General features: G+C 66.6%; 10 protein-coding genes, 1 pseudogene and 1 riboswitch. Of the genes and pseudogenes, 6 read left to right on the top strand and 5 right to left on the bottom strand.

Features of this window, described 5'->3' with window-relative positions:
• Positions 1 to 10: 10 nt before the first annotated feature.
• Positions 11 to 910: pseudogene (locus B9C43_RS38830) on the top strand (phytoene/squalene synthase family protein); the annotation flags it as partial.
• On the opposite strand, the gene B9C43_RS57020 reads toward B9C43_RS38830, so the two are convergent.
• Positions 898 to 1266 (bottom strand): Rv2175c family DNA-binding protein, encoded by a 369-nt coding sequence (locus B9C43_RS57020; protein ID WP_160097007.1) that lies wholly within the window; start codon positions 1264 to 1266, stop codon positions 898 to 900. The pseudogene B9C43_RS38830 and the gene B9C43_RS57020 overlap by 13 nt on opposite strands.
• Before the next feature lie 86 nt (positions 1267 to 1352).
• Between B9C43_RS57020 and pknB the strand changes: the two genes are divergently transcribed.
• A complete protein-coding gene (gene pknB, locus B9C43_RS38825) occupies positions 1353 to 3296 on the top strand; it encodes a Stk1 family PASTA domain-containing Ser/Thr kinase (protein WP_327224295.1) in 1944 nt (647 codons plus the stop codon).
• 131 nt (positions 3297 to 3427) lie between these two features.
• Here pknB and B9C43_RS38820 read toward each other — a convergent pair whose 3' ends face one another.
• Complete coding sequence (locus B9C43_RS38820) at positions 3428 to 4816, bottom strand: class II 3-deoxy-7-phosphoheptulonate synthase (RefSeq protein WP_084432191.1); 1389 nt, start codon at positions 4814 to 4816, stop codon at positions 3428 to 3430.
• A 56-nt stretch (positions 4817 to 4872) separates the two neighbouring features.
• Between B9C43_RS38820 and B9C43_RS38815 the strand changes: the two genes are divergently transcribed.
• Positions 4873 to 5886 carry a DUF2891 domain-containing protein gene (locus B9C43_RS38815; RefSeq protein WP_084432188.1) on the top strand — a complete coding sequence of 338 codons (1014 nt, stop codon included), beginning with the start codon at positions 4873 to 4875 and terminating at the stop codon, positions 5884 to 5886.
• 37 nt (positions 5887 to 5923) lie between these two features.
• Positions 5924 to 6151: a hypothetical protein gene (locus B9C43_RS38810; protein WP_084432185.1), complete on the top strand. Its 228-nt coding sequence runs from the start codon at positions 5924 to 5926 to the stop codon at positions 6149 to 6151.
• Here B9C43_RS38810 and metH read toward each other — a convergent pair.
• The gene (gene metH / locus B9C43_RS38805; RefSeq protein WP_084432182.1) at positions 6136 to 9738 is read right to left on the bottom strand and encodes a methionine synthase; all 3603 of its coding nucleotides are present in this window, start codon (positions 9736 to 9738) and stop codon (positions 6136 to 6138) included. The genes B9C43_RS38810 and metH overlap by 16 nt on opposite strands.
• Positions 9739 to 9753: 15 nt before the next feature.
• Positions 9754 to 9835: riboswitch (S-adenosyl-L-homocysteine riboswitch) on the bottom strand.
• A gap of 877 nt (positions 9836 to 10712) precedes the next feature.
• On the opposite strand from metH, the gene B9C43_RS38795 reads away from it, so the two are divergent.
• The gene (locus tag B9C43_RS38795) at positions 10713 to 11987 is read left to right on the top strand and encodes an ankyrin repeat domain-containing protein (protein ID WP_160097005.1); all 1275 of its coding nucleotides are present in this window, start codon (positions 10713 to 10715) and stop codon (positions 11985 to 11987) included.
• A 3-nt stretch (positions 11988 to 11990) separates the two neighbouring features.
• On the opposite strand, the gene B9C43_RS38790 is transcribed toward B9C43_RS38795, so the two are convergent.
• Positions 11991 to 12602, bottom strand: a complete 612-nt coding sequence (locus tag B9C43_RS38790) for an NAD(P)-dependent oxidoreductase (RefSeq protein ID WP_235039094.1) — start codon at positions 12600 to 12602, stop codon at positions 11991 to 11993.
• Positions 12532 to 13461, bottom strand: a complete 930-nt coding sequence (locus B9C43_RS38785; protein ID WP_084432170.1) for an EamA family transporter — start codon at positions 13459 to 13461, stop codon at positions 12532 to 12534. Before B9C43_RS38785 ends, B9C43_RS38790 begins: the two co-directional genes overlap by 71 nt.
• A gap of 80 nt (positions 13462 to 13541) precedes the next feature.
• On the opposite strand from B9C43_RS38785, the gene B9C43_RS38780 reads away from it, so the two are divergent.
• Positions 13542 to 14039, top strand: a complete 498-nt coding sequence (locus B9C43_RS38780; RefSeq protein WP_084432167.1) for a MarR family winged helix-turn-helix transcriptional regulator — start codon at positions 13542 to 13544, stop codon at positions 14037 to 14039.
• The last annotated feature ends 2 nt before the right edge of the window (positions 14040 to 14041 follow it).

Raw genomic sequence — 14041 nt, 5'->3', positions numbered from 1 at the left:
GAGGGTGTTCGTGAGTACGCGTGAACTGGACGCTGCCGGGATCACGGATCCTGAACTGCGCGCCGCGTACGCCGAAAGCAAGGCCATCAACGCCAGTCACGGCCGGACTTACTTCCTGGCGACCCGGTTGCTGCCGATCGCAGATCGCCCGGCGGTGCACGCGCTGTACGGCTTCGCGCGCGTCGCGGACGACATCGTGGACGGCTCGCTGCCGAAGTCCCAGCAGACCATGGAGTTGCTGGCGCTCGAGCGGACCATGTGGGACGGCGGGCAACCCGTGTTGCGCGCGCTGGCCGACACCGTCCGGCGCTACCGGATCGACCGGCGGCTGTTCTCCGACTTCCTCGCGTCCATGCGGATGGACCTGCACGTCAAGCGGTACGAGACCTATGCCGACCTGGCCGAGTACGTCTACGGCTCGGCCAGCGTGATCGGCCTGCAGATGCTTCCCGTCCTCGGCACAGTGTCGCCGCAGGAGGAGGCCGAACCGTACGCCGCCGCGCTCGGCGAGGCGTTCCAGCTCACCAACTTCCTGCGGGACGTCGGCGAAGACCTCGACCGTGGCCGCGTGTACCTGCCGATGGACGAGCTGGCCGCGTTCGGTGTCGACCGCGACCGGTTGCGTTGGGCCAGAAGGACAGGGCGGCATGACCCGTACATACGCAGGGCGTTAGCCCATATGGTCGCGCGCACGGTGGCGATCTACCGCCGCGCCGAGCCAGGCATCGAGCTGCTTCGGCCCTGGTCAAGGCCGTGTGTCAGCACCGCGGCGAAGCTCTACCGCGGCATCCTCGACGAGATCGTCGCCGTGGACTACGAGATCCTGAACCGGCGCGCGGTCGTGCCCACCGGCCAGCGACTGCGAGTCGCCCTGCCGGCTGCGACGAAAGCCGCTGGTCAGAACGCCAGGGCTTGGGCCCTGCGCTTGACCTCACGGCCCCGGTCACCACGCAGCGCCTCGATCGGCGTGCCCGGCAACGACTCGTCGGCCGTGAACAGCCACCGCAGGATCTCGCTCGGCGAGTAGCCAGAGTCGACAAGCAGGGTGATCGTCCCTGGCAGGCCCTTGACCACTTCGTCGTTGTCGGTCAGGAAGATCGCCGGAACGAGCAGCTCGCCACGCCTGCGCACCGCGATCAGCTGGTGGTCCCGAAGGGCCTGCTGGACACGGCTGACCGGACGGCCGACGCGATCGGCCACCTCCCGCAGGGTCAACACCTCCACCGCTGGGTCGAGCACATCGTCAGCAATGGGAATCGCACTCACGGATGAACACGATGCCACACGCCACACGTATGAGAAATGAGGCAGGCCGACCCACAAGGAGCAAACCGATCCGTACGATCGCACACGTGCAGGAAAGAGGCGGGCTTGGAATGGCGACGTTGCTTGAGCAGCGTTACCGGGTCGACGCGCCGCTGGCCCGCGGCGGTATGTCGGCTGTCTACCGTGGCATGGACATGCGCCTCGAGCGGCCGGTCGCGATCAAGGTGATGGATCACCGGTTCGCCGAGGACCAGTCGTTCGTCGACCGGTTCGAGCGTGAGGCGAGAGCCGCGGCGAGCCTGCACCACCCGAACGTCATCGCAGTGCATGACCAGGGCTTCGACGGGGACCACGTGTTCCTGGTGATGGAGCTGGTGGACGGCGGCACCTTGCGTGACCTGCTGGTCGAACGCGGCCGGCTGACCGTCCCGCTGGCGCTGTCGGTGCTCGAGCCGGTGCTGTCGGCGTTGGCCGCGGCGCACCAGAACGGCCTGGTGCACCGGGACGTCAAGCCGGAGAACGTGCTGATCGGCAAGTCCGGCGTGGTCAAGGTCGGCGACTTCGGCCTGGTCAAGGCGATGGCCAGCGGGAACAACACGAGCAACAGCGTCATCCTCGGCACGGTCGCCTACCTTTCGCCGGAACAGGTGGCGACGGGCGTGACAACGGCCCGCGGCGACGTGTACTCGGCAGGCCTGCTGTTGTACGAGATGCTCACCGGCCAGCCGCCGTACGTCGGCGACACCCCGATTTCGGTGGCGTACCGGCACGTGAACGACGACGTCCCGCCGCCAAGCCTGTCGGCACCCGGGATCCCCCAGGCACTGGACGAGCTGGTGCTGCGCGCGACGCGCCGTGACCCGATGGCACGGCCAGCTGACGCCGGAGCGTTTCTGCAGGAAGTCGAGCGTGTGCGACACGCCATTGGCGCTCCACTCGTGCCGATCCCAGCTGCAGCGCACGGCATGCAGACCGTGCCTCGCGTCGCCACGGATATGCCCACGGTCCAGACCGAGCCTGTGCCGCCCGCAGCGCCAACTGTCCCCGGTCCGCAGGGAACGCGGGCCATGGTGCGCAGCGACTTGGACCCACCGTCCAAGCCGCCCCGGTCCCCGGTCGAGAAGAAGAAGGAACCACCCCGCAAACGTTTCCCGATCCCGCGTTGGGGCATCGCGGCCGCTGTGCTGGCCGTCGCGGCGATCGTCGCGACGATCTTCCTGACCGCCGGGCCTGAGCCGGTCGCCATCCCGAACGTGGTCGGCGCGGACAAGCAGTCCGCGCTGAAACGGATCGAGGACGCCAAACTGGTGCCCACCGTGGTGGAGTCCCGCAGCGACTCGGTCGCCCGCAACAAGGTGATCAGGACCGACCCGCCGACCGGCACGCTCATCCCGGGATCCGGCGTGAACGTGTACGTCTCGGTCGGCCCGCCGATCGTGCCGGACGTCGAACCCGGTGCGACCGTGCCGGACGTCGAGAACGCATTACGGGCCCAGGACCTCAAGCCGAAACTGTCCACGGAAGAGGACAGGTTCGACAACAACGCGCCGAAGGGCAGCGTGGTCGCCCTGTCCCCCAGCCCGGGCACACAGCTCAAGCTCGGCGACGAAGTGATAATGGTCCTCAGCAAGGGCCCGGCCCCGCTCAAGCCACTGCCGGACGTACGCGGCAAGACCGAAGCCGAGGCGCGCCAGCTCGTCCAGGAAGCCGGATACACCGTCACGGTGAACACCCGGTTCGACGAACGGGTCGACGGCGGCCGGGTGATCTCGACCGACCCCGTGGCCGGAACCGTGTCCGAGGAGAAAAAGGTCACGCTGACCGTGTCGAACGCGGTGACCGTGCCGGACCTGAACGGCAAACGCATCAACGACGCCAAGGAACAGCTGGACAAACTCGGCTTGAAGCTGGAGCTGGCGTTCGGTGACGACCGCGGCAACCGGCGGATCTTCGCCCAGGGCCCGAACCCGGGCAGCCGGGTGCAGAAGGGCTCGACGGTCCGGGTGGCGGTGAACTTCTTCGGCAGCTAAAACTGTCGGACCCCTGGGGTAACGTGAAATTCGGGGGTCCCCCTGGGCGGTTGCGACGACGGCTGCCGGAAAACTTTGGCGTATGAAATTGCCCCCGACGCGGCGCGCCGGGGGCATTCTCATGGACGTGTTCAGGAGCGGAGCATCTCCGCGACCAGGAACGCCAGCTCCAGCGACTGCTGCGTGTTCAAGCGCGGGTCGCACGCGGTCTCGTAGCGGCCGGACAGGTCCGTGTCGGAGATCTCCTGCGCGCCGCCGAGGCACTCGGTGACGTCCTCGCCGGTCAGCTCGACGTGGATGCCGCCGGGGTGCGTGCCGAGCCTGCGGTGCACCTCGAAGAAGCCCTGGACCTCGTCGACAATCCGGTCGAAGTGCCGGGTCTTGTAGCCGGTCGAGGACTCATGGGTGTTGCCGTGCATCGGGTCGCACTGCCAGATGACCTTGTGGCCGGACGCTTCGACCTTCTCCACGATGCCCGGCAGCACGTCGCGCACCTTGTGGTTGCCCATCCGGCTGATCAGCGTCAGACGACCCGGCTTGTTGTGCGGGTCTAGGCGCTCGACGTACTCCACCGCCAGCTCGGGGCTGGTGGTCGGGCCGATCTTCAGGCCAATCGGGTTGGACAGCAGTTCGGCGAACGCGATGTGCGCGCCGTCGAGCTGCCTGGTGCGCTCGCCGATCCACAGGAAGTGCGAGGACAGGTCGTACAGCTTCGGCTCCTCGCCGCAGACGTCCATCCGCAGCAGGGCGCGCTCGTAGTCGAGCAACAGCGCCTCGTGGCTGGCGAAGATCTCGGTGTGCTCGAGCGAGTAGTCGTGCACGCCACAGGCCTGCATGAATCGCAGGCCACGGTCGATCTCGGCGGCCAGCGCCTCGTAGCGCTCACCCGCCGGGGACGTACGCACGAAGTCCTTGTTCCAGTCGTGCACCATCGCAAGGCCGGCCATGCCCGCGCCGGTCAGGGCACGCAGCAGGTTCATCGCGGCGCCCGCGTTGGCGTACGCGCGGATCATGCGGGACGGGTCCGGCACCCGCGCCTCGGGCGTGGCGACCAGGGAGTTGACGATGTCACCCCGGTAGACCGGCAGGCCGAGGGCGTCGGTGGGGTTGGACCGTGGCTTGGCGTACTGACCGGCGATCCGGCCGACCTTCACCACCGGCAGGCTCGCGCCATAGGTGAGCACCACGGCCATCTGCAGCAACGTGCGGATGTTGCCGCGGATGTGCGGCTCGGTGTTGTCCGCGAAGGTCTCGGCGCAGTCACCGCCCTGCAGCAGAAACGCCTCGCCGTTGGCGACCTCGGCGAGCCGCTGGTGCAGCCGGTCGATCTCGGCGGGCACGGTGATCGGCGGCACGGACTCCAGCAGCGTGCGGACCTTGCGCACGTTGTCCTGGTCCGGCCACTCCGGCTGCTGCGCGGCCGGCTTGGCCAGGGCTTCGTCGAGCGCCTTGCGCAGGTGCGGCGGCAGTGGGGGCAGTTCGGGAAGCGTGTCCACGGGCACGTCCACGGTCCAGTTCACCCCTCTAGCCTAAGAGGTCGGCAAGACGGTTTTATCGTCAGGCAGGATTGGGGGTCATGTCCCCACTTCCCCGCACGACCCGGTTGGACAGGCAGACCGCGAACCGGTTGCTCGACACCGCCGTCGCCAACGTCCAGCGTGACTATCCAGTGCACTGGACCAGGCTGATCGCCGGTCCCGAGGACCTGGTGCCGCACCGCACACTGCACCCGGTGTTCGCAGGGTCGTACGACTGGCATTCGTGCGTGCACCAGACCTGGCTGGCGGCCCGGCTGCTGCGCCACGACCCGGACTTACCCGGGGCCGCCTCGGCGAAATCCGTGCTCACCTCGTTGATCACTCCCGAGGGCTGCACGACTGAGGCGGCGTACTTCTCCACCGGCGCCGGTCGCCACTGGGAGCGCCCGTACGGCTGGGCATGGTTGTTGACGTTGGACGCGGAACTCGCCGGAACCGCTTGGTCGGTCGCTCCGCTCAATGAAGTTCTCCGGGCGAACTGGCTCACCTGGATCCAGGACGCACGCTTCCCTGTCCGAGTGGGAACCCACGCGAACACCGCGTTCGCAGTTGGTCTCGTGTTGGACGCCGCACGCGCCACTGGTGACACCGAACTCGCTGAGGCGTGCACGTCCGCGGCACTGCGCTGGTATTTCGACGACGCCGGATACGGCGGCTTCGAGCCGGACGCGGCCGACTTCCTCTCCCCCGCACTGGCCGAGGCCGACCTGATGCGCCGGGTCATGGACGGCACCGAGTTCGCTAAATGGTTCGACGCTTTCCTGCCGGACCTGACCGCCGACCGCTGGCAGATCCTGCGCGAGCCGGCGCCCGTGGACGACCCGAGCGGCGCCCACGGCTCGCATCTGTCCGGGCTGATCCTGTCCCGTGCCTGGGCGTGGCGCTCGATCGCCGAGTCGTTGCCCTCCTCGCACAGGTACGTCTCGCTGGCGAGAGAGGCGTTCGAGGCGCATTCCGCCGTCGGCTGGGATTACGTGTTCGGCTATGGCTACGCGGCCGAACATTGGCTCGGCACATTCGCCGCCTACCTCGAGCTCGGCGCGCAGTCCTAGGTTCCGGTCAAGAATCCCACCCCGGTTCATTGAGCTGTTGCTCAAGCGCTCGGTCTTCTACCACCCGCATCACGTCCATGACGCGAAATCCCGGCCGCTGGCAGCGGCTTCACCGCTGTCGCTCACGCACTCCGGCCGACTCGGCATGCGGCTTTCGCAGCTTGCCGAGTCGGCTGGGGCCCGGCAGAGTTCCGTCCGGGTCGAGGAAGCGATCTTGAAGCTGAAGACCGGCCTCTACGACCAGTTCCTTCAGTTGGTCTCGTAGCCGAGGTTCGGCCGCAGCCAGCGCTCGGCCACCTCGATGCCCACGTCCTGGCGTCGTGCGTAGTCCTCGACCTGGTCGCGGCCGATCCTGCCGACGGTGAAGTAGCGGGACGCGGGGTTGGCGAAGATCAGGCCGCTGACGGCCGCCGCCGGGGTCATCGCGTACGACTCGGTCAGCGCCATGCCCACCTTTTCGGCGTCGAGCAGGTCGAACAGCTGCTTCTTCTGGCTGTGGTCCGGACTGGCCGGATAGCCCAGCGCGGGGCGGATGCCGCGGAAGCGCTCCGCGTGCAGGTCCTCCAGCTTGGGCTCGACGTCCGGCTCGAACCAGGCGCGCCGGGCTTCCAGGTGGATGTATTCGGCGAACGCCTCGGCGAGCCGGTCGGCCAATGCCTTGACCATGATCGAGCGGTAGTCGTCGTTGCTTTCCTCGTATTTCGCCGCGAGGTCCTCGGCGCCGTGGATCGCCACAGCGAACCCGCCGATGTGGTCGCCCTGCGGCGCGATGTAGTCGGCGAGACACCGGTTCGGCCGGCCGGTGGGCTTCTCGGTCTGCTGGCGCAACATCGGCAGCCGCAACTGTCCATCGAGGACGATGTCGTCGCCTTCGGAATGCGCGGGCCAGAACCCGTACGCGCCCTGGGCGTGGAACGAACCGTCGGCGATGATCTGGTCCAGCAGCGCGGTGCCGTCGTCGAACAGTTCCTTGGCCACCGGCTGGTCGAGGATCGCCGGGAACTTGCCTTTCAGTTCCCACGCGAGGAAGAAGAACTGCCAGTCGATCATCTCGCGCAGGGTGTTCAGGTCCGGCTCCAGGTAGCGCACGCCGGTGAAGTCGGGCCTCGGCAGGTCGTCGAACGAGACCCGCTCCGGGTTCGCCCGCGCCTGCTCGATCGTCAACAGTGGACGGCGCTCCTTGGCTTCGTGCTGCTCACGCAACCGAGCCTGCTCGACCCGGTTGGCTTCGTCCAGCACGGCCGCTTTGCCGTCGTCGAGCAGGTGCGAGACGACACCGACAACGCGGGACGCGTCCAGCACGTGCACGGTCGAGCCGTCGTACGCGGGCGCGATCCGGACCGCGGTGTGCTGGCGGGACGTGGTCGCACCACCGATCAGCAACGGCAGCTTCATCCCACGGCGCTGCATTTCCGTTGCCACACTGACCATTTCGTCGAGTGACGGCGTGATCAGACCGGACAGGCCGATCGCGTCGGCGCCTTCGGCGATCGCGGTGTCCAGAATGGTCGCCGCGGGCACCATCACGCCGAGGTCGATCACCTCGTAGTTGTTGCAGCCCAGCACCACCCCGACGATGTTCTTGCCGATGTCGTGCACGTCGCCCTTGACCGTGGCGAGCACGACCTTCCCGTTGCCGTGCCTGGTGTCGATCTTGCCTTCGGCGCGCAGCTTCTCCTTCTCGGCCTCCATGAACGGCTCGAGGTACGCCACCGAACGCTTCATCACCCGCGCGCTCTTGACCACCTGCGGCAGGAACATCTTGCCCGAGCCGAACAGGTCGCCGACGATCTTCATGCCGTCCATCAGCGGACCTTCGATGACGTCGAGCGGGCGGGCCGCGTCCTGGCGCGCCTCCTCGGTGTCCTCTTCGATGAAGTCCACAATCCCGTGCACCAGCGCGTGTTCCAGGCGCTGCGCGACCGGCGCCTCCCGCCACGACAGGTCGACCGCACGCTTGGTTCCCTTGCCGTTCACCGTTTCCGCGAACGCGACCAGCCGGTCGGTGGCGTCCTCGCGGCGGTCGAAAAGCACATCCTCGACCAGTTCCAGCAAGTCGGCCGGGATGTCCTGGTACACGGCGAGCTGACCGGCGTTGACGATGCCCATGTCCAGCCCGGCCTTCACGGCGTGGAACAGGAACGCCGAGTGCATCGCCTCACGGACAACGTTGTTGCCACGGAAGGAGAACGACAGGTTGGAGATACCGCCGCTGATCCGCACGCCCGGACAGCGCTGCTTGATCAACGGCAACGCGTCGATGAACGCCTTGGCGTACCCGTTGTGCTCAGCGATTCCCGTCGCGACGGCGAGCACGTTCGGGTCGAAGATGATGTCCTCAGCCGGGAAGCCGGCTTTTTGGGTGAGCAGGTCGTACGCCCGCGCACAGATCTCGACCTTGCGCTTGGTGCTGTCGGCCTGGCCTTTCTCGTCGAAGGCCATGACCACGACACCCGCGCCGTAACTGCGGATCTTGCGGGCGTGCTCGAGGAACTGCTCCTCGCCTTCCTTGAGGCTGATCGAGTTGACGACGCCCTTGCCCTGCACGCACTTCAGACCGGCTTCCAGCACAGTCCACTTGGAGCTGTCGATCATCACCGGCAGGCGCGCGACCTCGGGCTCGGTCGCGATCAGGTTGAGGAACGTGGTCATCGCCCGCTCGCTGTCGAGCAGGTCGGCGTCCATATTGACGTCCAGCAGGTTCGCGCCGCCGCGCACCTGGTCGAGCGCGACGTCGACGGCGGCCTGGAAATCCTTGCCCTCGATCAGCCGGCGGAATTTGGCCGATCCGGTGACGTTGGTGCGCTCACCGATCATCACGAACCCGGTGTCCTTGCCGATTTCGAACGGCTCGAGGCCACTGAATCGCGTCTTCGGGTGAATCGCCGGGATCTCACGCGGCTTCAGGCCTTCGACGGCCTGCGCGATTTTCTTGATGTGCGCGGGCGTGGTGCCGCAACAGCCGCCGACGATGTTGACCATGCCCTGCTCGACGAAGTCCTTGAGCAACGCGGCGGTCTCGTCGGGTGTCTGGTCGTATCCCCCGAAAGCGTTCGGAAGACCCGCGTTCGGGTGACTGGCGGTGTACGTGCCCGCGAGCCGGGACAGATCGGCGACGTGCGGGCGCATCTCCGCAGCCCCCAGCGAACAGTTGACTCCCACGATCAGGGGATCCGCGTGCTCGATCGAGCTGAAGAACGCCTCGACGGTCTGCCCGGACAGTGTCCGGCCGGACAGGTCGACGATCGTGACCGAGATCCACAACGGCAGGTGCGGCGCGACGTCCTTGGCCGCGGCGACAGCGGCCTTGACGTTCAGCGTGTCGAAGATCGTCTCGATCAGCAGCAGGTCGACGCCGCCCTCGGCGAGCGCCTTGATCTGCTCGGCGTAGGAGGCGTAGACCTCGTCGAACGTGACCGCGCGATACGCCGGGTCCTCGACCTTCGGCGACAACGAGAGCGTGACGTTCAACGGCCCGATCGAACCCGCGACGAACTTGCCACCCGCCTCGTCCGCGGCCTGGCGCGCGAGCTGCGCGCCCCGCACGTTCATGTCGTGCACCAGCGCCTGCAGGGCGTAGTCACCCTGGCCGATGCTCGTGGCGGTGAAGGTGTTGGTGGTGGTGATGTCCGCGCCCGCGGCCAAGTACTGGCGGTGCACGTCGAGGATGACGTCCGGGCGGGTGAGATTGAGCAGGTCAGGGTCGCCCGTGACGTCCTTGGGGTGGTCGTCGGCGATGAAATCGGCCCGGTAGTCGGCCGCAGTGAGGCCCGCGCCCTGCAGCATCGTGCCCCAGGCGCCGTCCAGCACCACGACGCGCTCGCGGAGAAGATCTTGCAGAGACTTGCTCATGAATCGCCTCCCATCATCTGGGAGGCGCCCTTGTTAGCCTTCGTGGCAGACCGAGCGTGGCGGACCGGCGCGGTCCGTTGCAGCGCCTCTCGGCCTAGGGCACGTAGGTTACCGGGAAAGCACGAGCCTTGCACACATCCTCCAGCTAGCCTCGACCAAGTGTTCTCGTTGTCCGAACCGCCGCTGTTCACCCGCGTGCGGAACGCCGAGAAGATCCTCATCGCGGCTCTGACGTCTACGCCGGCATCCCCTCGGCACTTACGTTGCGTGACATCGGCAAGGGGGTCCACTCGCCTACCTGTCCTTTACCAATTTAACGGTGCTGGACATGGACATGTGATTGCAGCCAGGCGTTGCCGCGACCACCCGGCAACCGAACAGGGGCACGGTTACTCCTCGCACGGGTCCTGACCTCGTGATTGACCTCGGCAGAACTGCCGTGCACGGTGTATGCGTTCCCCCAAGTTGGCGTCCAACCGGTACGGATCGCGTACCGCTCCCTGCTCTCACATCTTGGGATTGACGCCGTTACGTTTTGAGGTCGCCACGGACATCCGGCAACACCGCGAGCACATCGAACGACGGGCATGGCGAGCATTCCCGCACTGAGAGAAGGCCCCATGGCCAGAGCAGCGGCGCAGACATTCGTCGATGACGACGAGGGCTACCTCGCGTGGCAAGCAGCGCACCCTGATCTCTACGTCATCAACGCAGAGCGAAGCCTGAACCCGAACAACCTCGTCCTTCATCGAGCCACATGCCGGACGATCAGTGGAACGCCGACACGAGGTTCGCAGTGGACCGGACCTTACGTGAAGATCTGCGGCAGCCAGTCCGATCTCGATGAGTACCCGACAGCTCGCCCGTGCCGGATCTGTCTCGCTGATGACCGATGAGGCGGTGATGGCGGATGTCACTGGGTGGTTGCGGGCTTTGCTGGACGGTTGATCGACCCGGGACCTAACGTGACAGCCGTGGACCTGCATAGCGCCGTAGCGAGCGGTGATGCGGATGCGGTCCGTGCGCTGCTCGCGACTGGGGCGGCGTTGTCGGTCACCGACGATGACGGCAACACGCCGCTTGAGATCGCGCAGGATCCGGATATCGCCCGGCTGCTCATTTCCGCTGGTGCTCCGGTCCGGACGACTGGGGATACTTCTCCGCTCCACCGTGCTGTCGAGTTCGGGTGGACGGATGTCGCCGACATGCTGCTCGAGCGCGGTGCTGATCCGGGTAGCCGGGATGAGTTCGGGGATCTGCCGCAGGATCTTTTACCCGCCGGCCCTTCTGAGTTGCGGGAGCGGATGGCGCGCAGGCTTCGCTATCACGGGCGGTCGGCGCGGTTGGGGCTTGATGAGGTCGAGCACGGGCCTCAGCAGACCGTTGCCATCCGGCCGCATCGGGCTGAGGCGTTGACCACCATGTATCGGGGCACCGTCCTTGTCCGGTGGGAGCTTGAGCCGAAGATCAAGCCGTTGGAGATCATGCGGGTCGGCTCACGCACCGACTTACGGGGGCCGGTCGGGTCGTTCACGGGTCCGCTTGTCGCGTTCGCCGGGGAGAAGTCCGTTCAGCTCAGGCAATGGGCCGCGGTCCGGCTGACGCACGAACTCCCCGACGTCCCCACCGGCTGTCTTGCCATGTCGCCGGACGGGGACCAGCTCGCGATCGGCGGCAACCAGAAGCTCCGGATCGTGGACACCGTGACCGGCGCGACGCTCGCCAGCGACGAGGACATCGACCACGCTGACTGGGAGGGCCTTGGCGACGCCCGGGTCACACCGCAGTTCTCGCCGGACGGCCGCAGGCTCGCGGTCGGCAATTCGATGCGGGGCAGCTGGTGGTTGACCGTCCTGGATATCGGACGGGACGGCCATCTGCGGCACCGCTACGACCGGCGGGATCCGCAGCCGTGGAGCTCCGAGGTGTCCGGCACGCTCCGCTTCTCCCCCGACGGCGAACTCATCGCCATGTGGGTTCATCCGACCGGCGTCGTGGCCACTCGATCCGGTACAGGTGAGACCGCGTGGAATCACCAGATCGAGTCACGCACCGGCACTCTCTGCTTCACCGGTGATGGACGGACTCTGGCCGTCGGCACCGCTGCCGGAGTGTCCTGGCTGGACGCTTACACCGGCAGGCCTCGTGGCCGCGAAACCACTTTCGGTGCCGTGAACGACATCGCGTTCGCCGACCACTGCGGCATGCTCGCGGCCACGAGTACCGGGCTGCATCGGCTGATGGGCTGAAAATCAATACCCGACCGTGAAGCGGGTCCGGTGGTGCCGGGGTTGTTCCAGTTCGTCGAGCACCGCAACCGCGAGGTCTTCCATCGAGATGAACGACCAGCCTTCGGCGTTGACCAACGCTTCGTCGCCACCAACTCGGTATTTTCCTGTCCGCTCACCGGGTTCGAGGACGATGGCCGGGCTCAAGTACACCCAATCGGCGGAAGTTTCCGCGCGGCACACGTCGAGTTGCTGCGCCGAGGCCTGCGCGATCGGTTGCAACTCAACAGGAAAGTCCGGTGCGTCCATCACGTGGCCGCCGCCTGGCAGAGTCAACGTGCTGGCGCCGCCGATCACCAGAAGCCGGACTCCTGGGGCGATTCCGGCCAGCACCGCCTTGGTCGTGGTGGCGGCTTCGTGCTCACGGCCGGGCGCCGGACGCGTCGCCAGGATCGCGACATCCTGTCCTTCGGTCAGCCGCGTAACGTCGTCAGCGTTCGAGGCATCTCCCGCGACCGCGGCCATGTCGGGGTATCGGGCGGGATCGCGGACTACCGCTGTGACGTCATGGTTTCGAGACAAGGCTTCGGCTACGACTCGGCGTCCGGCGGTTCCCCCGGCTCCGAACACGGTCATCCGCATTGCTCACTCCTTGAGTTTGGGCCGCTATCAACGACACCAGCACGATCAACGCGCCGATCAGTTGTGCGGCACTGAGTTTCTGGTCAAGCGCGAGCCAGCCGACCACGGTGGCGACCACCGGGCTCAGCAGGCTCAGGAACGTCACGTTCACGGCCGTCAGTGACCGGATCCCGCGGAACCACAAGGCGTACGTGATCGCGGCGCCGATGATCGAGAGATACGCCAGTCCCAGCACGTTCTCCCCGGTGATCTCCGAGGGGACGCCTTCGACGATCAACGTGGCGGGAAGCAGCAGCACACCACCAGCGACGAGTTGCCATCCAGTGGTCGCGAGCACCGGTGCTGGCGACACCCAGCGCTTGCTCAGCACAACGCCGGTCCCCATCACGAACGCACCTGCGAGCGCAGCGAAAACGCCCAGCATGTCCAGTTGTGCGTTGGCACGCAACACAAGCAGGGCGACACCGAACACGCCACCGACGCCCGCCAGCGCTTTGCGCAGCGTCAACCGGTCGTTGAGCACGACCGCGGACAAGCCAACGACGATCAGCGGCTGGATGGCACCGACAGTCGCGGCGACACCTCCGGGAAGCCGATACGCGGCCAGGAACAGCAACGGCAGGAAGGCACCGATGTTGAGGGTGCCGAGAACCAAGGCGCGCCACCACCAGTCACCCGTCGGCAACCGGCGAGTGACGGCGACGAGCAACAGTCCGGCCGGCAAGGCGCGGACGAGCGAGGCGAACAGCGGCCGGTCGGGCGGCAGCAGTTCGGTGGTGACGTAGTAGGTGGTCCCCCAGATCATGGGCGCCAGCGCGGTCACCAGGATGAGAGCGATCCGATTGCTTAGCACTAAGACAATGTATCTTAGAGCTAAGCTATCTGGCCAGGGTGAAGTAGCTCACCGCTAAGATATTTCGCTACCATGTCGGTATGGCGGACCATGTCGACATGGTGCTCGAACAGTGGCACCAAAGGCGTCCTGACCTGGACGTTTCCCCGATGGGCGTGATCGGGCGGCTGAACCGGGTGAACCGGCTGATCAGCGGCGAACTGGAGAGGACGTTCGCCCGATACGACCTCGACCGGGCCTCGTTCGACGTGCTCGCGACGTTGCGGCGATCTGAGCCGCCGCATCATCTGACGCCGAACGACCTGGTGAAGTCCTCGATGGTCACGTCGGGCGCGGTCACCCAACGACTGGACCGCTTGGAAAAGCGCGAACTGGTCCGGCGCTCGCGCAACGAGGTGGACGGGCGCAGCGTCGTCGTCTCACTGACCGACAAAGGCTGGGATCTGATCAACGAGGTGCTGCCTGAGCACATCGCGACGGAGAACCGCGTCCTGGCCGGACTCACCGCCAAACAGCGGGACACACTGGCCAAGACTCTGCGGGAGCTATTGGAATCCCTTGGTGACACCCAGGAGTGAAA

The sequence above is a fragment of the Kibdelosporangium aridum genome (assembly GCF_900176515.1).
In the GTDB taxonomy this organism is placed as follows: Bacteria; Actinomycetota; Actinomycetes; order Mycobacteriales; family Pseudonocardiaceae; genus Kibdelosporangium; species Kibdelosporangium aridum.
This window is presented reverse-complemented; position numbering and strand designations above follow the sequence as displayed.

Excerpts from the sequence above, each read along its gene's own strand:
- B9C43_RS38815 (WP_084432188.1), top strand. The coding sequence starts at position 4,873 with ATGTCCCCACTTCCCCGCACGACCCGGTTGGACAGGCAGACCGCGAAC.
- metH (WP_084432182.1), bottom strand. The coding sequence starts at position 9,738 with ATGAGCAAGTCTCTGCAAGATCTTCTCCGCGAGCGCGTCGTGGTGCTG.
- B9C43_RS38790 (WP_235039094.1), bottom strand. The coding sequence starts at position 12,602 with ATGACCGTGTTCGGAGCCGGGGGAACCGCCGGACGCCGAGTCGTAGCC.
- B9C43_RS38780 (WP_084432167.1), top strand. The coding sequence starts at position 13,542 with ATGGCGGACCATGTCGACATGGTGCTCGAACAGTGGCACCAAAGGCGT.